General features: G+C 49.9%; 24 protein-coding genes and 1 pseudogene. 8 read left to right on the plus strand and 17 right to left on the minus strand.

What is annotated here, in order from left to right; genetic code table 11:
* Positions 1–82: 82 nt before the first annotated feature.
* The 6 genes from O4H49_RS10290 to O4H49_RS10315 form a co-directional block, all read right to left on the minus strand.
* A complete protein-coding gene (locus O4H49_RS10290) occupies positions 83–898 on the minus strand; it encodes a ParA family protein (RefSeq protein ID WP_269423727.1) in 816 nt (271 codons plus the stop codon).
* Between the two features lie 31 nt (positions 899–929).
* On the minus strand, positions 930–1,577 hold the full coding sequence (rsmG, locus tag O4H49_RS10295; protein WP_269423347.1) for a 16S rRNA (guanine(527)-N(7))-methyltransferase RsmG: 648 nt from the start codon (positions 1,575–1,577) through the stop codon (positions 930–932).
* Positions 1,567–3,435, minus strand: a complete 1,869-nt coding sequence (gene mnmG / locus O4H49_RS10300; protein WP_269423348.1) for a tRNA uridine-5-carboxymethylaminomethyl(34) synthesis enzyme MnmG — start codon at positions 3,433–3,435, stop codon at positions 1,567–1,569. The genes rsmG and mnmG overlap by 11 nt, the downstream gene beginning before the upstream one ends.
* A gap of 207 nt (positions 3,436–3,642) precedes the next feature.
* Positions 3,643–5,001 (minus strand): tRNA uridine-5-carboxymethylaminomethyl(34) synthesis GTPase MnmE, encoded by a 1,359-nt coding sequence (gene mnmE / locus O4H49_RS10305; RefSeq protein ID WP_269423349.1) that lies wholly within the window; start codon positions 4,999–5,001, stop codon positions 3,643–3,645.
* A gap of 153 nt (positions 5,002–5,154) precedes the next feature.
* Complete coding sequence (locus O4H49_RS10310) at positions 5,155–5,448, minus strand: DUF6489 family protein (protein ID WP_269423350.1); 294 nt, start codon at positions 5,446–5,448, stop codon at positions 5,155–5,157.
* Between the two features lie 192 nt (positions 5,449–5,640).
* Positions 5,641–6,387 (minus strand): phosphatase PAP2 family protein, encoded by a 747-nt coding sequence (locus tag O4H49_RS10315; RefSeq protein ID WP_269423351.1) that lies wholly within the window; start codon positions 6,385–6,387, stop codon positions 5,641–5,643.
* A gap of 155 nt (positions 6,388–6,542) precedes the next feature.
* On the opposite strand from O4H49_RS10315, the gene O4H49_RS10320 reads away from it, so the two are divergent.
* Positions 6,543–7,037 (plus strand): methylated-DNA--[protein]-cysteine S-methyltransferase, encoded by a 495-nt coding sequence (locus O4H49_RS10320; RefSeq protein ID WP_269423352.1) that lies wholly within the window; start codon positions 6,543–6,545, stop codon positions 7,035–7,037.
* A 59-nt stretch (positions 7,038–7,096) separates the two neighbouring features.
* Positions 7,097–8,080 carry a quinone oxidoreductase family protein gene (locus O4H49_RS10325; protein ID WP_269423353.1) on the plus strand — a complete coding sequence of 328 codons (984 nt, stop codon included), beginning with the start codon at positions 7,097–7,099 and terminating at the stop codon, positions 8,078–8,080.
* Positions 8,081–8,178: 98 nt separating this feature from the next.
* Here O4H49_RS10325 and rho read toward each other — a convergent pair whose 3' ends face one another.
* From rho to hemE, 3 genes are all read right to left on the minus strand, one after another.
* Positions 8,179–9,435, minus strand: a complete 1,257-nt coding sequence (rho, locus tag O4H49_RS10330) for a transcription termination factor Rho (protein WP_020590424.1) — start codon at positions 9,433–9,435, stop codon at positions 8,179–8,181.
* A 378-nt stretch (positions 9,436–9,813) separates the two neighbouring features.
* Positions 9,814–10,257: a protoporphyrinogen oxidase HemJ gene (gene hemJ, locus O4H49_RS10335; protein ID WP_269423354.1), complete on the minus strand. Its 444-nt coding sequence runs from the start codon at positions 10,255–10,257 to the stop codon at positions 9,814–9,816.
* Between the two features lie 28 nt (positions 10,258–10,285).
* On the minus strand, positions 10,286–11,317 hold the full coding sequence (hemE, locus tag O4H49_RS10340; RefSeq protein WP_269423355.1) for a uroporphyrinogen decarboxylase: 1,032 nt from the start codon (positions 11,315–11,317) through the stop codon (positions 10,286–10,288).
* A 600-nt stretch (positions 11,318–11,917) separates the two neighbouring features.
* On the opposite strand from hemE, the gene O4H49_RS10345 reads away from it, so the two are divergent.
* The 5 genes from O4H49_RS10345 (at position 11,918) to dnaQ (ending at position 15,869) form a co-directional block, all read left to right on the plus strand.
* Complete coding sequence (locus O4H49_RS10345; RefSeq protein ID WP_033405471.1) at positions 11,918–12,739, plus strand: pyruvate, water dikinase regulatory protein; 822 nt, start codon at positions 11,918–11,920, stop codon at positions 12,737–12,739.
* Positions 12,732–13,529, plus strand: a complete 798-nt coding sequence (locus tag O4H49_RS10350) for a Maf family protein (RefSeq protein WP_331283755.1) — start codon at positions 12,732–12,734, stop codon at positions 13,527–13,529. The genes O4H49_RS10345 and O4H49_RS10350 overlap by 8 nt, the downstream gene beginning before the upstream one ends.
* Complete coding sequence (locus O4H49_RS10355; protein WP_269423356.1) at positions 13,529–14,413, plus strand: shikimate dehydrogenase; 885 nt, start codon at positions 13,529–13,531, stop codon at positions 14,411–14,413. The genes O4H49_RS10350 and O4H49_RS10355 overlap by 1 nt, the downstream gene beginning before the upstream one ends.
* A gap of 61 nt (positions 14,414–14,474) precedes the next feature.
* Positions 14,475–15,158 carry a dephospho-CoA kinase gene (coaE, locus tag O4H49_RS10360; protein WP_269423357.1) on the plus strand — a complete coding sequence of 228 codons (684 nt, stop codon included), beginning with the start codon at positions 14,475–14,477 and terminating at the stop codon, positions 15,156–15,158.
* Between the two features lie 15 nt (positions 15,159–15,173).
* Positions 15,174–15,869, plus strand: coding sequence for a DNA polymerase III subunit epsilon (gene dnaQ, locus O4H49_RS10365; protein ID WP_269423358.1), 696 nt, complete (start codon positions 15,174–15,176; stop codon positions 15,867–15,869).
* Between the two features lie 25 nt (positions 15,870–15,894).
* Here dnaQ and O4H49_RS10370 read toward each other — a convergent pair whose 3' ends face one another.
* The 6 genes and pseudogenes from O4H49_RS10370 to O4H49_RS10395 form a co-directional block, all read right to left on the minus strand.
* Entirely contained in the window at positions 15,895–16,224 is a 330-nt protein-coding gene (locus O4H49_RS10370; protein WP_269423359.1) for a hypothetical protein, read from the minus strand.
* A gap of 106 nt (positions 16,225–16,330) precedes the next feature.
* On the minus strand, positions 16,331–16,864 hold the full coding sequence (locus O4H49_RS10375; RefSeq protein ID WP_269423360.1) for a type II toxin-antitoxin system VapC family toxin: 534 nt from the start codon (positions 16,862–16,864) through the stop codon (positions 16,331–16,333).
* The gene (locus tag O4H49_RS10380) at positions 16,857–17,717 is read right to left on the minus strand and encodes a hypothetical protein (protein ID WP_269423361.1); all 861 of its coding nucleotides are present in this window, start codon (positions 17,715–17,717) and stop codon (positions 16,857–16,859) included. The genes O4H49_RS10375 and O4H49_RS10380 overlap by 8 nt, the downstream gene beginning before the upstream one ends.
* A gap of 142 nt (positions 17,718–17,859) precedes the next feature.
* Positions 17,860–18,223: pseudogene (locus O4H49_RS10385) on the minus strand (transposase); the annotation flags it as partial.
* A 149-nt stretch (positions 18,224–18,372) separates the two neighbouring features.
* Positions 18,373–18,873 carry a protein-export chaperone SecB gene (gene secB, locus O4H49_RS10390; protein WP_269423362.1) on the minus strand — a complete coding sequence of 167 codons (501 nt, stop codon included), beginning with the start codon at positions 18,871–18,873 and terminating at the stop codon, positions 18,373–18,375.
* A 129-nt stretch (positions 18,874–19,002) separates the two neighbouring features.
* On the minus strand, positions 19,003–19,551 hold the full coding sequence (locus O4H49_RS10395) for a histidine phosphatase family protein (protein ID WP_269423363.1): 549 nt from the start codon (positions 19,549–19,551) through the stop codon (positions 19,003–19,005).
* 197 nt (positions 19,552–19,748) lie between these two features.
* Here O4H49_RS10395 and O4H49_RS10400 point away from each other — a divergent pair, with 197 nt between their 5' ends.
* The gene (locus tag O4H49_RS10400) at positions 19,749–20,297 is read left to right on the plus strand and encodes a thioredoxin family protein (protein ID WP_331283756.1); all 549 of its coding nucleotides are present in this window, start codon (positions 19,749–19,751) and stop codon (positions 20,295–20,297) included.
* 28 nt (positions 20,298–20,325) lie between these two features.
* Here O4H49_RS10400 and O4H49_RS10405 read toward each other — a convergent pair whose 3' ends face one another.
* Both O4H49_RS10405 and O4H49_RS10410 read right to left on the minus strand, forming a co-directional pair.
* Positions 20,326–21,213 (minus strand): endonuclease/exonuclease/phosphatase family protein, encoded by an 888-nt coding sequence (locus O4H49_RS10405; RefSeq protein WP_269423364.1) that lies wholly within the window; start codon positions 21,211–21,213, stop codon positions 20,326–20,328.
* A 94-nt stretch (positions 21,214–21,307) separates the two neighbouring features.
* A complete protein-coding gene (locus O4H49_RS10410; RefSeq protein WP_269423365.1) occupies positions 21,308–22,873 on the minus strand; it encodes an ABC transporter substrate-binding protein in 1,566 nt (521 codons plus the stop codon).
* Between the last annotated feature and the right edge of the window lie 256 nt (positions 22,874–23,129).

Below are 23,129 nucleotides of genomic sequence, written 5' to 3' on the forward strand. Positions count from 1 at the left end.
CCCTCTCATAACCACCGTCATTTTTACCTGTTTCCAGGCCCCTGATAAAAAGGGAAACAACGGCTGAATACCATAAAATTTATCAGGCAACAGCAGCTTCAGCTGCCCGTTCCTTTTTGAGAATTTCACCAGCCAGCTTGATATAGGCCTGAGAACCTGCACAGGCAACATCATACAACAAGACCGGTTTGCCATGTGATGGAGCTTCGGAAACCCGGACGTTCCGGGGAATCACTGTTGTAAAAACCTTTTCACCAAGAAAAGCCCGAACGTCAGCAGCAACCATTTCACACAAGTTGTTGCGGCGATCATACATTGTCAATACAACCCCTTGAATTTCCAAACGACGATTCAAGCCCCGCTTCACCCGGTCAATTGTCCGGAGAAGATGGGAAAGTCCTTCAAGCGCATAGAACTCGGTCTGCAAAGGCACCAATACCGCATCAGAAGCCACCAGAGCATTCAGGGTCAACAACCCGAGAGCTGGGGGACAGTCGATCAGAATATAGTCGAATATATCCAGTAGCGGGCCAATCGCGTTGGCCAAGCGGAATTCCCGTTCAGAAGCATTGACCAGTTCCAGCTCGGCACCTGACAGTTCTACGCCAGAGGTAATCACATGCATCCGCGGTACATCCGTTGAATGTATCGCTTGTTGAATCGGCAAACCTTCAATCATGACCTGGTAGATGCTCTGTTTCCTGGCATCAACCTTTACACCAAGTCCTGTGCTGGCATTTCCCTGTGGATCGAGATCAATGATCAAGACCTTCTTCTTGCAGGCAGCCAAAGCCGTAGCAAGATTGACAGTCGTCGTGGTTTTCCCGACACCACCCTTCTGGTTTGCAATGGCCCAAATTTTGGCTTTGGTATTTTTCTGTACTGAAATTGAGTCCATATCTAGTACTGACACGGTCAATCCCCCCAATTTATAGAAGTTTGAGGCGTAATATCGTTGCTTCTGAATCAGACAAAGATGTGTACCTCGACAAATTCATACTCCACTTTTTCTCCGCTTCGGTCAATTCCTGATCCACTGACCGGCCCTTCAAAAGCAGGAACTCTGGGGGGGTGTCCCGCGAAGAAACTTCGATAAAGGGTTGAGCAAATTCGATAATCTTATCAAGGGATGCAAAAGCCCGAGCTGTAAAATAATTTGCTGCAAATGGGGTGATTTTTTCTATTCGCTGATTATGGACTGTTAAAGGCGTATTTGTTTCACGTGAAACTTCACGGAGGAAGGTAGATTTTTTGATATCAGATTCCATCGCATGAACCTCACCCACCCCAAGAATTGCCAATATTATTGCAGGAAATCCAGCACCACTGCCGAAATCAATAATAACTGGTTTTGAGTTATTCTGTTCTCCCGAGAATTCCGGGATGTATTTTACTAATTGAGCTGAATCTAAAAAATGGCGTCGCCAAAGATCTGGTATCGTATCACGGCCAACCAGATTTATCGCCTTGTTCCACTTTACCAACAGCTCGGCATAACATTTCAACTTGTCCTCTGTTTCACGTGAAACAGGAATAAACTTTTTAAAATCTTCAAAATCAAATTTTTCACGCGACATCTGAATTATCCATACGTCTCACATATTTCAGGAGGGCAACAATTGCAGCTGGAGTGACACCCGAAATTCTTGCCGCCGCCCCTAATGTCTCAGGACGAGACTGGGTCAGCTTCTGAATAATTTCTGTCGAGAGGCTTGGAACCGAGGCATAATTAAAATCACGGGGCAGTTTCAAAGCTTCATCTTTGCGAAAAGCCCTGATGTCAGCATCCTGTCTTTCAATATAGCCGGCATAACTGGCATCAATTTCCAATTGCTCGATCACAGCCGGGTCGTACCCAGAAAGTTCAGGCCAAATCACTGACAAGCGAGCAAGTGTCACATCGGGATAGCGAAGCAGATCAAAAACGCTGCGACGTTGACCATCCATATTTACTGTAATGCCATAAGACTTGAGTTCATTTGGCGTAGCCGCATGTGTCTCGGCAAAAAGGCGAGCCTCCATCAATTTCTTGTTCTTTTCAGCGAAAGCTTCCTGTCTTTCCGGACCAATACAACCGATAGAGTTACCAATATCTGTCAAACGTTGATCTGCATTATCCGCCCGGAGTTTCAGACGATATTCTGCCCTGCTGGTAAACATACGGTAAGGCTCTGTCACTCCCAGACTAACCAGATCGTCAATCATCACTCCCATATAGGCGTCAGCACGATCAAGAACAAATTCCCGTTCTGATCCAGATGATCTAAGAGCAGCGTTAATCCCGGCAAGTAGTCCCTGTGCCCCCGCCTCTTCATAACCAGTGGTTCCATTAATCTGTCCGGCAAAAAACAGACCCGGAATTTTCAGGGTTTCCAAAGTGGGCCTCAGTTCACGGGGATCAACATAATCATATTCGATGGCATAACCTGGCTGAAGAATAACCGCCTTCTCCAGACCTGGAATGGTTTTTAGAAAAGCCGCCTGTACATCCTCGGGCAGAGAGGTCGAGATCCCGTTTGGATAAACATTGATATCATCCAGACCTTCGGGTTCGAGGAAAATTTGATGCCGCTCTCGTTCCTCAAATCGTACCACCTTGTCTTCGATGGAAGGACAATAGCGTGGACCCTTGCTTGCAATCTGCCCGGAATACATTGGAGACTGAAGTATATTTTCTTTGATCACCGCATGAGTTTGCGGATTTGTATAGGTGATATGGCAGGGTATTTGTGACTGGCTGATTGACTTGGTCAAATAGGAAAAAGGTTCTGGCGGCGTATCCCCTGCCTGTATTTCCAAAGATGAATAATCAATTGTTCTGGTATCAAGTCTGGCTGGTGTGCCTGTTTTCAAACGTCCCAGCGTAAAACCGAACCTTTCCAGCGTAGCTGAAAGACCAAGAGCAGGTTCATCCCCTACCCGTCCTGCTGGAATCTGTTTCTTCCCGAGATGAATAAGACCACGTAAAAAAGTGCCTGTTGTCAGAACAACTGAGCCAGAGTGATAAACTGTTCCATCCGCTGTAATCACACCACAGCAGTGGTTATTCTTATCCAATTGCAGATCTTCAACTGCAGCCTCGATAATCGTTAAACCGGATTGTTCGGCGAGAAGATCCTGTATCGCAAGTTTATAGAGCTTTCTGTCAGCCTGCGCTCTTGGCCCGCGAACAGCAGGACCTTTACTGCGATTCAAAACCCTAAACTGGATTCCGCCCCGATCAATTGCCTTCCCCATCAATCCGTCCAGAGCATCAATCTCGCGAACAAGATGCCCTTTGCCCAATCCACCAATGGCAGGGTTACAAGACATAACACCGATTGTCGATTTTTTATGAGTGAGGAGCAGTGTTCTTGCACCAGTCCGTGCCGCAGAGGCTGCGGCCTCTGTACCGGCATGACCACCACCAACAACAATCACATCGTAGTTCTGCATAACAGATCACTTTTCATAGGGCAGTTATTACGGGGTAAACCATATAAAGAGATAAGGTTATCATCGGAACTGATCGACAATTCCAGATTAACTTCAGGTCTATCTCTTAAGTGCCTGACTCGCCGAATATTTATTTCGTTGCTCATGTTTCACGTGAAACATAGAAGGCCGAGTCAGATAATACCCCAGCTTTTAAGCCATTCTGACTTATTTTCCAATACAAAAATCACGGAAAATGACATCAAGAAGATCCTCAACATCAACTTTTCCTGTAATTCTTCCGAGATATCGGGTTGCCAGTCTTAAATCCTCAGCAGCCAATTCCGGTAAAGGGGCAAGAAGACTGCGTGAAAGAGCATCCAGCGTATCTATTAATGCCTTGCGATGACGCTCTCTCGTTATTCCCACAGAAGAGCCCGTCGTTCCAAGTTTTGAGACTACTTCATCGGTTAGACGCTTAATCAGAGCATCAATACCAGTTCCTGTTTTGGCAGATATTTTCTGAATTTCAAATTCAGATAACTCCGATGCCAAAGTTGATATGGCTTGATCTGATTTGTCGGCCTTGTTCAACACTACCAGGCTGTCTCCCCGTTTCAGGAGATCGAGTGTTTCCAAATCTGGTTTTTGACTAGCGGCAAGATCAAAAACAGCCAGTTTGAAATCAGCTGCCTCGGCCTTTGTTCTTGCCCGGCGCATTCCTTCCAGCTCAACATTATTATCATTGGCCTCCTCAAGTTCCCTTAGCCCTGCTGTATCTGCCAAGGTAACCGGATAGCCCGCAAGATCGAGATGCACCTCTATGATGTCTCTGGTGGTCCCAGCAATATCAGAAACAATGGCAACTTCCCGACGGGCCAGAGCATTTAACAATGAAGATTTTCCGGCATTTGGTGGGCCAATAATAGCTATAGAAAATCCATCTCGTAATCGTTCAAAACGATGACCATCATCCAAATGTTGATTTATTTCTGACTGTAATACCAAAATATTGTTTTTAACCTGATCAGAAATGCCTTCATCCAGTTCCTCATCCGGAAAGTCTATTTCAGCTTCCAGATAAGCAAGTGTCCGGATCAACTTCTCTCGCCAGTTTCCTATCAAACGGGAAAGTTCACCATCCATCTGCCGGATGGCCTGTTTTCGCTGGGCTTCAGTTTCTGCAGCAATAAGATCAGAAAGTCCTTCGACCTCGGTAAGATCAAGTTTATCATTGGCAAAGGCACGCCGGGTAAATTCTCCAGCTTCTGCCGGGCGAAATTCTGGAAGTTTCGCTAGCGCAGAAATGGCACCATTGACCACTGCCCTGCCCCCATGAAGATGAAGTTCCACGACATCCTCACCTGTAAAACTGGCAGGGGCTGGAAACCATAAAGCGAGACAGCGATCAATTTCAGAACCATCTGTTGGATCTGACAGCTTTAACAAAGTGGCAATGCGCGGTTCCGGCTGTCGGGCGGTCATTTTTCCCCAAAGGGTTCCTGCATTCCTGCCTGAAATCCTGATAACAGCAACCCCAGCCTGGCCCGGTGCTGTTGAAAGGGCATAAATCGTATCTGATGCCATAATGATTAGAATTCCCATAATCCTGAGGGGGCAACATAGGCAAAGAGATTTAAGCCGTCAAAGCCCTTTCCCAGTTATAGACCAGGTATCGAGAAGTCTTAACCAGCCAATCCATGCTGGCATAGGATTCAATAACTTTCCCTCACTGTAAGGTTATGTTTTGTCCTTGGAAGTCTTGCTATCCTTAGCCTGGGTAAACTGGGACCAGAACATTTTCTGCATCTGGTCAAGACCCGGAATCGTTCCTGTTGCATCTGATATCGAGCCAGGCATCGTCAGAGGCATCCAGGCTTTCATGAGACTTTCCGGATCGGATTTTTGGATTGCATCAAGCATACGTTTGCGAATTTCGTTTATCGCTTCTTCCTGGAGTGCGGTCACATCCGGCAGTCCCAAAAATCTGCGTGCTTCTTCCGGAGTACAGTCAACATCTACTGTGAATTTCACCAGAATTCTCCCCGTTTTATTCAGACAAAATCCAGATGGAAATAACCAGATGGATTGTTCACTGGAATGATACATGAGCAGTCCCGGAACAACGACCTAAAAGCTTCAACAAGGATAAAATTCATTACAAGATCTGTTCAGAATAAGAAAATTGTTTCCCGTGAAACATCAAGTTCTCTTATAAAAAAGCTGTCATTGCCAGTTTTGCGTCAGCCGCAAGAATATTTTCAACTTTAGCAGTCGTGATACTAATCTGCGGATAGCAGCCAACAAAGGCGTGTAAACAGCCCATGAATAAACCATGAGAGATAACAAAACCCCGCCAATCCAGACATCTCCGAACCAGTGACCACCGCCAACCATCCGCGGCGTGGCATTTACAAGACAGAACAGCAACAGCACCAATCCATAGCGGCGACCAAAGAGATGTCCCATCAATAAAAAACAGATAAAAGAAACAGCTGCATGATCACTGGGAAAAGACTTTCTTGTACCGGTTTTCACTTCAATCCAGCTTACGAGCTCGTTTATATTAATAAAGGGTTCCACGAGTTGTGAGGGACTGGGATGATGATAATCATTAAATCCCCGGGCAATAACCAGCATGACCAAAGCGACAGAGATAACGATCAGAATGACTCTGGATAGCCTTTCTTCGAAGCTGTTTTTCCGGTTTTTAACAAGGTAAAACAAGCAACACCCACCGAGAAAAACAGCGCTGAGGCTATCAAATATCCGGCTATTGGTAAAAGCCCAGTAATTATTCCATATGACCCTTCCCTCTTGAAGCGAGCCATTCAGAAGCAGAAAAGCTGCTTCATCCCATGGTGTTTTAAAATCATGATTTACCAGAAGAAAAAACGCTGTAACAACCACAAGATTACAGAACAGAAACCAGCCAGGATTCCACCCGGTAATATTACAGTCTTTTTTTCTCACAGAAATATTCCTTCACGGAAAAGCACGTTCTCACCAGAGAAACAATAATGGGCCCATCTAAATTGTGATACCTTCAGGTTCTGCTTGATTCAACGGCTAAGCGTGCAAAACTGTAAGAAAAGTGGAAATCGGATTAATTCAGTCGGGATGTGCCTATGCATCAATTGTCGTTTTCTTCACCTCAGGGCTATCTGGATATTGCAGAAGAAGACGGGAAGATTGTCTCTCTTACCTGGTTGAACGAGTCAGATGAGCTGCACAGAGATGAAACAGCATTATTGCTTGAATGTGAAAAACAAATTCTCGAATACTTTCACGGTAAAAGGCAGGGTTTTGACGATATTCCTCTCAATCCAAAAGGAACATCTTTTCAAAAAAATGTCTGGGATGCCCTTTACCGTATCCCTTATGCGAGCCTCAAAACCTATGGTGACATTGCCAGGGAAGTAGGTTCTGTTGCCAGAGCAGTCGGGGGCGCCTGTGGAGCAAACCCCATTCCCATCATAATTCCCTGCCACCGGATTATTGCCGGAAACAAAGGTTTGGGAGGTTTTTCTGGTGGTAAAGGAACCAGCTCAAAACTGGAACTTCTTGCTCTGGAGGGCGTCAAGATTTTCGAGGAAAACCAGCCGGCCCTTCCCGGATTATGATAAAGTAAATCAGATCAGAATCATCAATTTAGCCAGAGAAATTAAGGAACAGTCAGAAAATGACGAAGGCAATTCGCTTCCACGAATACGGTGGACCAGAAGTTCTTAAATACGAAACTGTTGAAGTTGGCCAGCCAGGTCCAGGAGAAATCCGGCTGAAGCAAACCGCCATTGGCCTTAACTTTATTGATGTCTATCACCGGACAGGTCTTTATCCACAGGCCAATCTTCCATCCGGTATTGGCCTTGAAGCGGCAGGGGTCATTGAAGCAGTTGGGGCTGGTGTAAAGGATCTTCATGTTGGAGACCGGGTTGCCTACGGCACCGGGCCAATAGGATCCTATGCTGAACACCGGTTAATTCCTGCAAGCAAAGTTATCCTTATTCCGGAAAGGATTAGTGATAACCAGGCCGCATCCATGATGTTACAGGGCATGACGACAGAGTATCTTATCCGCCGGACCTACTGTGTACAGCCAGGAGATACAGTGCTGTTACACGCTGCAGCTGGAGGGGTGGGATCCATTGCCAGTCAGTGGTTAAACCATTTGGGAGCAACGGTTATAGGTACTGTTGGTTCTGAAGAAAAAGCCGAAATTGCCCGTTCTAAAGGATGTCATCATACAATCAATTACAAGACTGAAAATTTTGTTGAAAGAGTAAAAGAGCTTACTGATGGCAAGGGCGTAAACGTTGTCTATGATTCCGTTGGTAAGGATACCTTCATGGGATCCCTCGATTGTCTGAAAGTCCGTGGTACCATGGTAACCTTTGGCAATGCTTCCGGTCCTGTTCCACCAATAGAGCCGCTCCTTCTCAATCAGAAAGGCGGGCTGTATCTGACCAGACCAAGCCTGGCACATTATACAGGAACCCACAGTGATCTGGTCGCTTCTGCCAAGTCACTTTTTTCGGTTGTATCATCCGGAGTAGTCAAGATTGATATCAACCAGAGCTATCCGCTATCCGAAGCAAGCAAGGCTCATCAGGATCTTGAAGCCAGAAAGACGACAGGCTCAACAATTATGATCCCTCACCACTAAAAGAATTCCGGGGTTGAAATAAAAAAGGGGACCGTAAAGCACTTTTACGGTCCCCTTTTTTAACATAGCCAGAAACTTACGGGAACGCCCCGGTGATCCTACTGGTTCATTGCATCAAAGAAATCAGCATTATTTTTTGAAGTCTTGAGCTTGTCGACCAGGAATTCAACTGAATCAGTAACACCCATTGGCATGAGAATACGGCGCAGAACCCACATTTTGGAAAGGGTTCCCTTGTCCACAAGCAGTTCTTCCTTACGCGTACCGGATTTACCGATATCAATCGCAGGGAATGTCCGTTTGTCAGCCAGTTTACGATCGAGAACGATTTCCGAGTTCCCAGTACCTTTGAACTCTTCAAAGATAACCTCGTCCATACGGCTTCCTGTATCGATCAGAGCCGTAGAGATGATCGTCAGGCTGCCACCTTCTTCGATGTTACGTGCAGCCCCAAAGAAGCGCTTTGGACGCTGTAGCGCGTTCGCATCCACACCACCGGTCAGAACCTTGCCAGAGCTTGGAACAACGGTGTTGTAGGCACGCGCGAGACGGGTAATGGAATCAAGAAGGATAACAACATCCTTTTTGTGTTCCACAAGACGTTTTGCTTTTTCAAGCACCATCTCGGTGACCTGGACATGGCGGTGTGCCGGTTCATCAAAGGTCGAGCTGACAACCTCTCCCTTTACCGAGCGGGCCATATCCGTAACTTCCTCTGGACGCTCGTCAATCAGAAGAACAATCAGGAATACTTCAGGATGATTTGTAGCAATCGAATGGGCAATATTCTGCATGAGAACCGTTTTACCGGTCCGTGGAGGCGCAACAATAAGTGCGCGCTGACCTTTGCCCAAAGGTGCAACCAGGTCAATAACCCGGGTTGTCATGTCTTTTTTGGTGGGATCATCAATTTCCAGATTGATTTTTTCATCTGGGTAGAGCGGGGTCAGGTTATCAAAGTTGATCCGGTGACGGGAGCTTTCCGGCTGGTCAAAGTTGATCTGGTTAACTTTCAAAAGAGCAAAATAACGCTCTCCGTCCTTAGGTGCCCGTATCTGGCCTTCAACCGTATCTCCTGTGCGCAATCCGAAACGTCTGACCTGGCTGGGGCTGACATAAATATCATCCGGGCCTGGTAAATAATTTGATTCCGGTGCGCGGAGGAAACCAAAACCGTCCTGCAAGATTTCAAGAACACCTGAGCCAAAGATAGGCACATCGTTCTCGGCCATTTGCTTGAGGATAGCGAACATCATGTCCTGCTTGCGCAGGGTACTGGCGTTCTCGATTTCAAGTTCTTCTGCGAGTTTCAATAGCTCGGCAGGACTTTTAATTTTGAGATCTTGTAGGTTCATGTGACAGAAAAGGTTGGTTCAGTCGTAAAAAAGAACGGGATGATGGGACGTAACAAACAAGTTGAATAGCGTAAGGAAACCGCCGCATTTGCAGGGGACCTCAACGATCTAATACCATGTCACGTGTAAGGACGGGATAGCGGGCCAAAGAACTTGCCCGTATTCGTTATGCGGCGTGGATTATAGTACCTCAAAAAAGAAGTCAAGTAAAAGAATTCCAGTTATTTTCCGTTTTTCACTTTGCTTCTGGGACTTTTTCTCGGGAATTAAACCTGGAACATCAAAAAACTTGTGAATTCATCTGGAAAAATATTTCCAAGAGAAAACTATAAGTTCCTTTGATAAAGGACATTATGGAAAACAACCATTATTTATTACTTAAAACGGTTTTACCACAGCAAGTATGACAATGGCAATCATCAAGAGAGTCGGGACTTCGTTGGCTAGCCTGAAAAACTTCTCGCTTTTAACGTTTATATCAGACTGGAAATTTTTCATCCATTTAGATGACATGCCATGAAATGCCTGCATGCCAAGCAGACAAACCAGCTTGCCGTGGAACCAGCCTTCCCGATAGGCCTCTATATTCAGAACCAGTAAAATACCGAAGATCCAGGTTGCTGCCATGGCGGGCGTCATGATGAAACGAAAGAGTTTCCGTTCCATCACTTTGAAGATCTCTGAACGTTCTGATCCTGTGGGCACCTGTGTATGGTAGACAAACAGTCTGGGAAGATAGAACAGGCCTGCCATCCAGGAGATGACAGCCATAATATGTATTGCTTTGACCCAGAGATAGAAATCTCCCAAAAAGCCGCCCATTTCGATCTTGCCCTGACGTGATTGTTGATTATCCGCGAATACGTTTGAGCATCTGTTCAACATGCCCGATTGGTGTTTGAGGCAAGATGCCATGCCCAAGGTTGAAAATAAAGGGACCATCAGAGAATGTTGCAAGAATACTGTCGATCGATTGGTCAAGCATGCTGCCGCCTGCAACAAGCAAAAGCGGATCGAGATTTCCCTGAACTGTGACATGTGACTGGATGTTGTCTCTGGCCCAGACAGGTGACAGCGTCGTATCGAGACCCAAAGCATCTGCTCCGCTTTCTTTGGCGAAAAGCGGATAGCTGTCGCCTACGCCCCTTGGAAAGAGAATGACGGGAACTTCGGGGTGAACGGCTTTAATCCCGGCAATAATCTTTTTACAAGGTTCAAGACACCAGCGCTTGAGAGCAAATTCCGGCCATACACCAGCCCAGGAATCAAAGATCTGTACTGTTTCGGCACCACTTTCGATCTGCCGGATCAGATAGCGCGTTGTTGCTTCTGCAACAAGATCAATAATGCGATCGAACTCTTCCGGTTTTGAATAGGCCCAGGTCTTTGCCCTGGCATAATCCTTGGAGGATCCACCTTCGATCATATAGCTGACCACTGTCCAGGGGGCACCGGCAAAGCCGATCAATGTGGTCTCTTTTGGCAGATCTTCGCGCAAGCGACCGATGGTTTCATATACCGGGGAAAGATGGCTGTGCAGTTTGTCAAAATTCAGATTTTCGAGATCAGCTATGGACTGTAGCGGTTCAAGCTTTGGCCCAACACCTTCCTCAAACCAGACTTTCTGGCCCAGGGCATGGGGGATGACCAGGATATCACTGAAAACAATCGAGGCATCGAAGCCGAAACGGCGGATGGGCTGCAGAGTTACTTCAACCGCAAGGTCGGGGCTGTAACAGAGATCCAGAAAACCGTCAGCGCTGGCGCGTGTCTTGCGATATTCGGGAAGAAACCGTCCTGCCTGACGCATAAGCCATACGGGTGTGCGTTCGGTTTTCTCGCCTTTCAGGGCACGGATCATGAGCTTGTTTTCGGTTTTCACGGTCTTATTGAACCTCGTGTCTTGGGTTATCTCATAACTATACTTAGTAATAGTAATTATTTGTTGTTGTTGTAGATCCCTGTGAGTCGTGGGGATTAGTCACTTATTCATAACTTGTCCGCAAGCTTCAAGACATCGTTTGATCAATTTCATTTTTCTGTGAGTCTCTTTCGGGATGTTTTCGAGCGACTCGTCAGGACTCACCGAGTCATATTCATCCACAAGATTGGGTGAATCATGGGGATAACTTTTTTCCTGCCGGAGTCCTTTTACAGGTTTTGCACAGCTGTGGGTATTGCTGCGAATTGTCGCATAAAGCAAGGTATCATCAGGGGCACAGCGTGTGTAGAAAAGACGGCCGGGGATAAATCGGGATAGTTATCCACAAAGTTTTCACCTTCGTCCGCAGCTTTATGCACATAAGATATTGATCCTCCTGCGGATCCGGCTGTTGTTTCGACAGTTCAGGCCAGAGTTCAGGCCAGAGAACACTCCCAGTGAACACCCCTGCCCGAGCTTCTTGGGTTTCCCGATTCCGTCAGAATGTGTATGTATGATCCTGAGACGCGAAACCTTCAGGTAAACAGCCGGGACCGGATAATGACACAGACCCACCTGCACCTTGTTTCTGATTCGACAGGTGAAACCATCAACTCTGTCGCGCGTGCCTGTATGGTACAGTTCAAGGTCGAGGAACCGGTCGAACATGTCTGGAGCCTGATCCGGACCAAGGGACAGATGGAAAAGGTGCTGGTCCAGATTCGCGAGAAACCAGGTCCGGTTCTGTTTACCGTTATAAATCAGGAACTTCGCGATATTCTGATCCGCGAGTGCCGCCGCCTTGGCCTGCCGTCGATCCCGGTACTCGACCCGGTGATTCATGCGCTGGCGAGTTATTTCAATCTGGAAATGTCGGGCAAACCCGGGCTGCAGCACGCGCTCGATTCCGAATATTTCAACCGGATCGAGGCGATGAACTTTGCCCTGAACCACGACGACGGACAGCTGCCGCAGAACCTCAACGAGGCCGAGATTGTTATTCTCGGGGTGTCGCGCACCTCGAAAACCCCGACCTGTATCTATCTGGCCAATCGCGGTTTCAAGGCGGCCAACGTGCCGGTGGTGCCGGGCTGCCCGCTGCCGGTTGAGCTTAACAGCCTGACCAAACCCTTTGTCGTCGGTCTGACCAAGGACCCGGCCAGCCTGGTGCAGATCCGCCGCACCCGTCTGAAGATGATCTCGAACGAGGAAGAAACCGACTATGTCCACCTTGAATCGATCAAGGAAGAGGTCAAGATCGCGCGCAAACTCTGTAACGAAAACCGCTGGCCGATCATCGATGTGACCCGGCGGTCGATCGAGGAAACCGCCGCGACCATTATCAAATATTACCACCGCCATATCGGGATCGGCGATGAGTAAAAGCATACCTGAAACCGATAGTTCGCCCCGTATTTTATCCAAAACCCTGTCTGGAACCCCAGGGGGGCGTGCTGACGGCCCCGCTGCTGGAACTTTGCCGGAAAATCCAGGGGAAAATCCAGGGGAAAATCTAAGGCGTAGCCCACAGGAAAACCCACAGAAAAAACCGGGGCAAAGCCTGCAGGGGAAAACCCGGACCGGAGTGATTCTGGCCTCGGCCAGCAAGGCGCGACAACAGCTGCTGGAAAATGCGGGTGTCCCGCTGGCCGGGCTGCTGCCTGCCTTCATCGATGAGGAAGCGGTCAAGGACTCGCTCAGACACGAAGGCGCAAGCGCGCTTCAGGTTGCGGAAACCCTGGCGGAACTGAAGGCGCGCAAGGTCTCGCTGTCCCATCCCGGCTGTTTTGTCATCGGGGCTGATCAGATGCTGGACTGTAATGGCATCTGGTTCGACAAACCGGTGGACCGGGATCACGCCGCCGCCCATCTTCAGGCGCTGGCGGGCAAGACCCATCAGCTGCAGTGTTCGGTTTGTGTGGTGAAGGACGGCGAACGGCTGTGGCATCACAATGAAACCGCTGCTCTGACAATGCGCGACCTCGACCCCGATTTTATCGCGCGTTATCTTGATGCTGCAGGGGATGAGGTGCTGGCTTCGGTCGGGGCCTATCAGCTGGAAGGGCTCGGGGCTCAGCTTTTCCACAAGGTCCAGGGCGACTATTTCACCATTCTGGGTCTGCCGCTGCTGCCGCTTCTGACTTTCCTGCGACATAACGAGGTACTGGCCTGATGATTCTTTCTGGTAAAGCCCGGCTGGCCGGGGTGGTTGGCTGGCCGATATCCCATTCAAAATCCCCGCGGCTGCATGGCTATTGGCTGGAACAGCTTGCCATCGACGGGGCCTACCTGCCGCTGGCGATTGCGCCGGAATCTTTTGATCTGGCGCTCAGGGGCCTGATGGCGGCAGGATTTCAGGGCGTGAATGTCACCGTGCCGCACAAGGAAGCGGCGCTACGGTTCTGCGATGAAATCGATCCCCTCGCCCGGCGCATTGGTGCGGTCAATACCCTTGTCTTTAAAGACGACAAGGCCTGGGGCAGCAATACGGATGCCTTCGGTTTTATTGAAAACCTGCGCCAGAATACCGAAAAGCTCGACTTCAGCCGTTCAAGCTGTGTGGTTCTCGGCGCTGGCGGGGCCGCACGCGGCGTGATCGCCGCGTTGCAGGATGCGGGAGTGCCGGAAATTTTCCTGCTGAACCGCACCCGGAGCCGGGCCGAAGCGCTGGCTGAAGATCTTTCCCCGGATAACAGCAAAGATGTCACAGGAAAGATCACAGATAATATCACGGGGAAAATAACTGTGCTCCCCTGGGAGGAGCGCAGCCGATCCCTTGACCGCGCTGATCTTCTGGTCAATACCACCAGCCTTGGCATGGCCGGACAGGCCCCGCTGGAACTGGATCTGGCCGCCCTGCCCCGCGACGCTGTGGTCACGGACATCGTCTATGCCCCCTTGATCACGCCCCTGCTGGCGCTGGCCGAAAAAAACGGCAACCCTATTGTTGACGGTCTGGGCATGCTGCTGCATCAGGCGCGCCCCGGATTTGAGGCCTGGTTTGGCCAAAGGCCCGCTGTCACAGAAGAATTGAGGAAATTTGTCCTTGCCAGCTAGACTCTCTTTTTCTGATTTGGACCACCGGATTTTCTCTCTTGCCCGGCAAAGGGAAAGCTGAATGTTTATCCTGGGGCTGACCGGATCCATCGGCATGGGCAAAAGCACCGCAGCGGCGATGTTTCGCCGCCTCGGCGTGCCGCTGCACGACGCAGATGCAGCCGTTCACAGACTGATGGATCATAACGGTGCAGCGGTTGCGGCCATTGCCGCCCTTTTCCCCAAGGCTGTCCAGTCGGGCCGGGTCAACCGCAAAGAGCTGGGTGACGAGGTGCTGGGCAAGCCGGAAAAACTCAGACAGCTGGAACAGATCCTTCACCCGCTGGTCCGGCGCGAGATGCAGGCTTTTCTGGCCCGACAGGCACTTTTGCGGCGCAAACTGGTGGTGCTGGATATTCCGCTGCTTTATGAAACCGGCGGAGATGGATTTTGTGATGCCGTTCTGGTGGTCAGTTGTCCCGGCTTTTTGCAACAGCAGCGGGTTCTGAAGCGACCGGGAATGACCCGGGAAAAGTTCAACTCTATCCGCAATAAACAGATTTCCGATCTGGAAAAACGGGCAAGGGCTGATTTTGTTGTGCCGACCGGCCTGGGCAAAAGGCTGACACTGCGTTCTATCCGCAATCTGGTTGCTCTGTCGTATAACGGGGCACAGACCGGGTCCAAAATTCCCGAAGGATTACCGGAACAAAAACAACGTAAGTTCCTGCCCTATCTGTCAAAATCCATTCGTCTGCAGCGTTAAAACGGAAGTTGAGTCATGCGTGAAATTATTCTCGATACCGAAACCACCGGATTCAAACCCGAAGAAGGCCACCGGATTGTCGAGATCGGCTGTCTGGAAGTTTATCAGAACCTGCCGACGGGAAAATCCCTGCAGCTTTATATCAATCCCGAGCGCGACATGCCGGAAGGCGCCTTCAAGGTCCACGGGATCAGCAGCGAGTTTCTGGCCGACAAGCCGCTGTTTGCCGATGTGGTGGATGAGTTTCTCGAATTTATCGGTGAAGACCCGCTGGTGATCCACAACGCGCCTTTTGATATGAAGTTCCTCAACAGCGAACTGCGCTGGGCTGGCAAACCCGCCCTGAAAAACAAGCCGATTGATACGGTTGTAATCGCCCGCGAACTTTTCCCGGGTTCTCCGGTCAACCTCGATGCACTCTGCCGCCGTTTCGAGATTGATAACTCCAGCCGTACCTACCACGGGGCCTTGCTGGACTGTGAACTGCTGGCAGAAGTCTATCTGGAACTGCGCGGCGGACGCCAACACGGGTTTGATCTCGGCGCAAAAAGCCGCAAGGGCCAAAACGTCGGGGCGGGGGGCAGTGCGTCCCTCACCCTGCCCTCAGGCAAAAAAATCCGCGAAGCCCGCCCGCACCCGATCTCCGAAGAAGAACTGGCAGCCCATGCCGCGATGCTGGAAAAACTGAGCGATCCCCTATGGAAAAAATAAGGCGATTGTATATTTGAAAAACCGCTTATTCGGTGGGCTGCACGTCATTTGACCAAGGCGCGCGCGACAGCAGCGCCCACATAAGCGGATTTTGAAGTGACGCTCTTGCATCAATCTCAATCAGAAGTTCCATCGTTGCTGATTCACTTGCCCCGACTGATGCAGAGAGTTGGCTTAGGCTTCTCCACTTGAATTTTCCGTCGCTTAACATCCGGAGAAGTCGCGTCTTTCGCTTTTTGGCGAGCAACCGCGCTCGATGGCCAGACACCCAATCAATCCCTGCACTACCAGCCACGGTAATCAGAGAGCCAACGGCTGCCCCAATGATCGCAGCCCAAGCAGCATCAAGTACCATCTTTTTCGCCTTTCGGTTTGTCTTTCACCGGCTTATGCAGCCTTTTCATTGAATCGTTCTTCATCCTCGACCGCCTTGATCTCGCGGGCGGCTTCTTTAGAAGCGGTCAATCTGGGCGTTCTTCTGTGTCATCTTCTTCTCCGTCAAACAATGGTCCTAACGGCAGCCCTTCGGATGGTTTGCAAATCTTGAGTGGCTTTCCGTCAAACCCCGGCACCACTCCGTCAAGCTTAAGGATACCACTATCAAATGTGTGCAACTCTGTCACCTTGGCTCTTATGGCCGATGCAAGATGAATTGAATCGGCAGGCTTCAACGAAACTAGTCCGCTAGCTTGCATATGTTGTGCCCTTCGCCCAATCGACATATCTACTGGAACAATGACGATGTAGGATTTTTCAAAGAAACCCGTTAGATTCTCTAACGGGCTGTCTCGTATCTCAGGCTTTTTACATACCTCGGCCAAAGTGAACGCAGACGTAACGATTTCAAGCTTCTTGTTGTTAGCTCGGTCTAAGACTTCCAGGCATTTTGAGAAGCGATTTTCAACCGTGCCGTCTTTCAACGCGATCTCTTTTTCCTGATTAATGTACGCAATCCAGGTGCATGCATCCCAATAAACCCAAGGCAGTTTAGCCATCGCTATGCAGCCTTCTCAAATACTCGCTGGCCTCAACGCCATCAGTAAAGTTGGGAGCTATGATTTCATCGTGATTGGGGAGCTTATTATCGGGTTCAAATACATGAACACCCTCCACTTCTATAGATGCGATCTGCTCTAGGTCTTTGTAGTGTAGCAAGCCGTGTACACGAACACGTAATCCCTTGAGGACTTCGGAAACCTCAAAGTGGCCAATTCTATCCAGGCCTTTCGCGTCGGAAATACATTTCACCAATTGACCGTCCATTCTGGATTTTAACCATACAAGTGGACGCCCAAAACCATCTAGCTCCACTTTGGATATGAAGCCTTCTAAAGAACCTAACTCCCGGTGCGCTATCGCTGCTGGGCGCTTAGCTACATCCAGTTTACGTGCTACTTCACGAGCCTTGTCAGGACTGGCCTCAAAGATTGGCGCATCGTCGTAGCCGCAAAAGTCGACAATAGTTGTTGACAGCCCGTTCGTGACTCTCTCGTAAACCTTTGCAGCACGATCCACTACTTGATCAGTGAAATATGCAGGGCGCTCCCCTGTCTCATAGAGTTGCCGAAATCCCTTGGCAGTGGCCTGCACAACCTTTTCGGCCCGCCGATCTACGTTCATCGCATGTTTTCTTGGAGTAGGTGTAACTTCAAACGTAAGCGGAGAATTCTTGGTTGCATTGGTCACACGCCAAACAATTTCATTGGGTTCCCCGTCAGAAACTGCGTCTTCAACCCCATGCAAGACAAATACGAAATCTTGAATTTGCGCCAAAAGGTCTTCGACCGTCGGTGCGTCTCCGCCACGGTGGTCTGTCCCGCTAACTGTGATCTTTATCGGTTTGCTCATTTTCTGCGCCTCTTGCTAAGATTCTACGCGCCGAATGAGTCCCGGTAAAGGACTCGTTTTCCTTCAGCTTTGCACAGTGCCAGAGAAGCCCTTTCCGAAATGCCAACTTAACGTACCGTCACGCATACGCTCGTGGATGTGGGCGGATGTGGTGGGTCAGGAACCATGCGCTTTTGTAGGTGATACCAGAACACGGTGAAGCTGGTGACTGCTAATGTCCTTCTTGGTGGACACCATCAGGTGAATGGCTTGCAACCATAAGTGCATTAGCAGGTGGCTTTCCTCAAAAAGCGGACAGTGAACTACTTGCGGCATTTGCGACACTTCCACAAACCATGGCGCTCTTTTCCTTCTGGGTTTTTTGGTACGGATGCCTTCCGGTTTGTACGAGTTATCGACCACACCACAATGCGGGCAGACCGGGCCATTAGCCTAAAACATCGCTTCGACATATGGGTGAAGGCTGCTGCTTCGTCGGGCATGTATGGGGCGGAAAGAACGGACATGGCGAAAATCTCTAACTTGTTGAATTAGAGATTAGCTTTTCCCGTGGATTTATTAAGTCTCCAATATGTAAACTTATTTCAGGACGGGACAGATTAATGAAAAAGGGCGACCCGCAGGACCGCCCTTATACTATAAGTAAACAGTGACTTTATGCAGTTTCAGTTGTTTTGTCTGCTGCCATGGCTCCGTTAGCCTGCTGCGCGGCTTCTTCGTTGCGGCGCTGCAGGAACATCTGGTGAAAGTCGATCGGATTCATGATCAATGGCGGGAAGCCACCATCCCGGGTAATGTCAGCAACGATGTTTCTGGCGAAGGGGAAGAGATAGCGCGGTGTTTCGACCATCAGCAACAGATCGACGATCTGTGGTTCCAGACCTTCGGCCAGGGTAACAATCCCGCCGTAATCAAGCTCAACCATAAAGGCCGTCTTGTCTTCGACCTTGGCCGAACCGCGCACATTGAGAACAACCTCATAGGCGGTATCTGAAAGCTGGGTCGGGCTGACATCGACCTGGATATCAAGCTGGGGTGCCTTGCCGGACATCATCGGATAGATCATTGGCGCGTTCGGGTTCTCGAAGGACATGTCCTTGATGAACTGCATTTTAATCGCCAAAGGCTGCTGCTGGGCTGTCGTTTCTTCAGCCATAAAGTAATTCTCCCTATATGTTTGCCTGTTTGGCTAGCATGGATTTAGCGCCTAAACAACCGCAGAATCCAGCGTTTTCCGGTTCTTTTTGTGAAGCTCTTGCTGGTCTGCCGCCTGTCCGGGCTGCTGTCAGGCATCAACAGGAATAACAAGACCAGGCAAATCGATGGCAATCAGACCGCCGTTTTCGATTTCATGACCCGTCAAGCCCCGGATAAAGGCCCAATGGCTGACAACAAGCGTCTTTGACCAGTCTTCAAGCTCGATCATCTTCTGTTGAAAGAGGTGGCAGCGTTGTTTGACCTGTTGTTCGGTTTCGTCCAGATCAGGCCACCAGCGTTCATTCAGGTGGGCAAAGTCAAGCTGGGGCCACTGTTGCGAGAGCTTCGAGGCAGGTGAGCCAATATCACAGGAGAAAAAGGCGTGTTCACGCACCAGGGGTTCGACTTCTATGGGCAAGCTCAGCATATCGGCGACGATCTGCGCTGTTTGCAAGGCCCTGGTATAGGGGCTGGCAATGATTCTGGTGATGATCTGCTTCCCGGCAAGTTCCTGGCCAGCGATCCGGGCCTGTTCCCTGCCCTCATCCGTTAATTCCGGATCCGGAATGTTTGGGTCGATCCTGGTTGTGCTATAGCTGGCATTAAACTGGGACTGCCCATGTCTGAGAAGATACATACGGGTTCCTTGGTTCTTACGGCAATAATGATCCGGTTGACCCGTCGTCTTCTGGGCAGTGATATCACCGGTTTGTCTTAAGTCAGAATAAGAATATACTTTTGTCTTTCCGGGGAAAACAATCACTTCGATAATATTTTTGGTCCATAATATTTTTGGTCGTTACGATTTCCGGATATGACGGATACAAAGGCGGGATGATGCTGTTACAAACACCGATTTGCGATTTTGGCTGGAAAGCGCCTGATTTTGTTCTCAAGGACCCGGATGGTCAGGTGATGAGCCTTGAACAGATCAGGGGAGACAAGGGCACCCTGATTGCCTTTATCTGTAATCACTGTCCCTATGTAAAAGCCGTGATTGCCCAACTGGTCGGGGATGTGAAAATACTTCAGGAAGCCGGAATTGGTGTGGCAGCTGTCATGTCCAATGATTTCCACAGCTATCCGGAAGATTCGCCGCAAAATATGAAGATTTTTGCTGCAGAAAACGGGTTTACCTTTCCCTATCTTCTGGACGAAGACCAGTCCGTTGCCCGGCAATATGATGCTGTTTGTACCCCGGATTTTTTCGGTTTTGATGCCGAACTGGGATTGCAATACCGCGGCCGGCTGGATGCTTCCACTGCCAGAGTGGTCCCCGGCGCCCGTCGAGAACTGCGTGAAGCCATGCTGGCTGTTGCCAAAACCGGCAAGGGTCCTGAAGCACAAACGGCGTCTATGGGCTGTTCAATCAAGTGGAAATAGGCCAAGTGGAAATAGGCCGTAAAATTTTCTATAGATCCATGGTCACAAAAAGCGGCTGGTGATCAGAAGCGATCGCCTGGAGGTCGACAAAGGTATCTCTTACCCTTTGTCCAAGATTGCTGGTGACAAAGCAGTAATCCAGTCGCATGTCCCGGTCGCATTCAGCATTTTTGGGGTAGGTCGTGCCAGCGTTGTCACGTCCGTGAATCAGTTCCCAGCAGTCAATCAGGCTGTCTTCGTAGACAACCCGGCCATAAAAAGGGTCTAGCGGCCCTGCCAGCATTTCGTATTCAGGGCCAGCAGGTTCAAGGTTGAAATCACCCAAATATACTGCGGCAGTGCTTTGCCCCATCGGGATCTCTCCATTGGACCAGTCGGTTGTGTTGCGGACCATGGGCGGACCGGTCCAGACGCTGCCGTGCTGGTGTCGGCGTTGGTGAAAATCGAGCAAGGAGCGAATTTGCAGCAGCCGTTCTCTGGTCGAGAGGGAACTCAGTTGCAGGGAACAGAAGGCGACTGGACCGATATCTGTTTCAACCAGAACCTCAAGTATACCAGTTTCGCTGTTGTAATGGCTAAGCGAGGCGATCTTGGGCAGCAGATGCATTCTGCTCGACAGGATCGGACGTTTGGAGAGGATCATGCAGCCGAACTGCCTGCGGTTATGGTGCAGTATTCCGTTCTGATCTCCATAGTTTGCGCCGACATCAAAGGCAGGATGATAGCTCCAGTAATAGCCTGGCAGCAGTCTTGAAATCTCTTCCGGTTGATTGACCAGTCCGCTGCGTTTCCAGTTTACCTCGACTTCCTGAAGCGCAATCAGATCCATGTCCCTGATCTGGTCGACGACACGGGAGAGATCAAAAGCTCCATCCCGGCCTTTTCCGTATTGAATATTGTAACTTACCAGCTGCATGGAAATCCCGGTTTATCAATAAAATCAATTGTTTTTAAAAAATGTCCCCACGGTAAAACCCCGTGGGGACCAGGCTTGCTGAGGGAGCTGGAGGTTAGCTGTCCAGCCATACGCGTTCCCCTGCACGGTCACCACTGAGATGACCATCGGGAGAGCCGGCGTAACCTTTGACATGATCGCGTCCTGCATCAAGGAAATCGGCAAATACCGGAATGATAGCCCCGCCATCGTCATGAATCATTTTTTGCAGATCGTGGTACATTTCGCGCCGCCGCTGTGTGTCCAGCTCGGCTCGGGCATCGATCAGCAGCTGGTCAAAATCGGCTCTTTTCCAGAAGGTGTCATTCCAGGCAGCATCGGATTTGTAAGCGACAGACAGCATACTGTCGGCAGTCGGCCGGCCTGACCAGTAAGAGGTACAGAAGGGTTTTTGCATCCAGACACTGGACCAGTAGCCATCAGCAGGCTCGCGCTGGACATTGACACTGATCCCTGCTCTTGAGGCGCTTTCCTTGAACAGAACAGCAGAATCAATGGCGCCTTCAAAGGCCGCATCAGAGGTGTGAATGGTGATTTCCTGACCCTCCATTCCGGCTTTCTTGAAGTGAAAGGCCGCTTTATCCGGATCGTATGAACGCTGCGGCAGGTCCCCGGCGTGGAAGGGGTCCGTGATCGGGATCGGGTGGTCATTGCCAATCTGTCCATAGCCACGAAGGATCGTCTGGAGCATCTGTTCGCGGTCAATGGCGTACTTTAAGGCCAGGCGCAGGTCGTTGTTTGTATAGGGATCGGTATCGGTACGCATCAGAAACGGCAGGTGGCGCCCGCCCTTGGCGGCAAGAATCCTGACTCCTTTGGCTCTTTTCAACAGGCCAAGAGTTTTGGGATCAACCTTGTTGATCAGATCAACCTGGCCGGTTTGCAAAGCGGAAGTTCTGGCCGCAACATCTGCGATTCCCAGCGTTTCAATTGCCTCGACATGGGCGCGACCCTCTTTCCAGTAATTCGGATTTCGGGTGGTCAAGCCGCGAACACCGGGCTCAAATGATTGAAGCTGATAGCCGCCTGTGCCCTGCCCGTCACTGAAATCAGTGGTGCCGGCCGGGACGATCTGCAGGTGATAGTCGGACAGCAGCGAGGGAAGGTCCGCATTGCCACTTTCCAGTTCGATCACAACCTGGTTTGTGCCGTCGGCCTTGATATCCACAATCGAGGTCACCAGTCCCTTGGCCCCGGAGCTGGAGTTTTCCCCCCGATGGTAGTTCAGGGAGTAGACAACGTCTTCAGCAACAAGCGATTTGCCATTGTGAAATTCTACGCCCTTGCGAAGGTTGAACACCCAGGTCCGGGCCCCGGCTTTGGCATCCCAGCTTTCAGCCAGTTCCGGAACAGCTTCGCCATCGGGGCTGATTTCGACCAGATTGTTGCGCAGTTGCCAGGTGATATTTGTCGGCATGTGCGAGGTCAGGGTTGCAGGGTCCAGTGAATCCGTCGTGGCACCTCCTGCCATCCCCAGGCGCAAGGTACCGCCCTTTTTGGGCGCTTCTGCCCGAACCTGTTTTGAGCCCAGTGTGGAGAGAGCCAGGCCTGCTGCGGCTGTGACAGCACCGGATACGAGCAGATCGCGCCGGGATAGAGTATCATTTCTGTTATCTGACATGTGCATTTCCCATTTATCCCTTGATGCCCCGGGTAGCGAACGCAACGGGGCGATAGCCGTGGGGTCTTTTCCGAGTGGTGACCGGTATAATCAATGAACCGTCACGTCTTTATTTCTTATGGGATTATCATCGCTGGAAGTCGGTAAAGTTCTCAATGTTCGAAAATCGAAACAGGAAATTCAATGTTCGAAACTCGAAAGAGAGACAGGTTTTTTTCTCAAACTGCCCCGGTGTAGCAATTGGTGAACCAATTAT

This window comes from Kiloniella laminariae (assembly GCF_027214005.1).
In the GTDB taxonomy this organism is placed as follows: domain Bacteria; phylum Pseudomonadota; class Alphaproteobacteria; order Kiloniellales; family Kiloniellaceae; genus Kiloniella; species Kiloniella laminariae_A.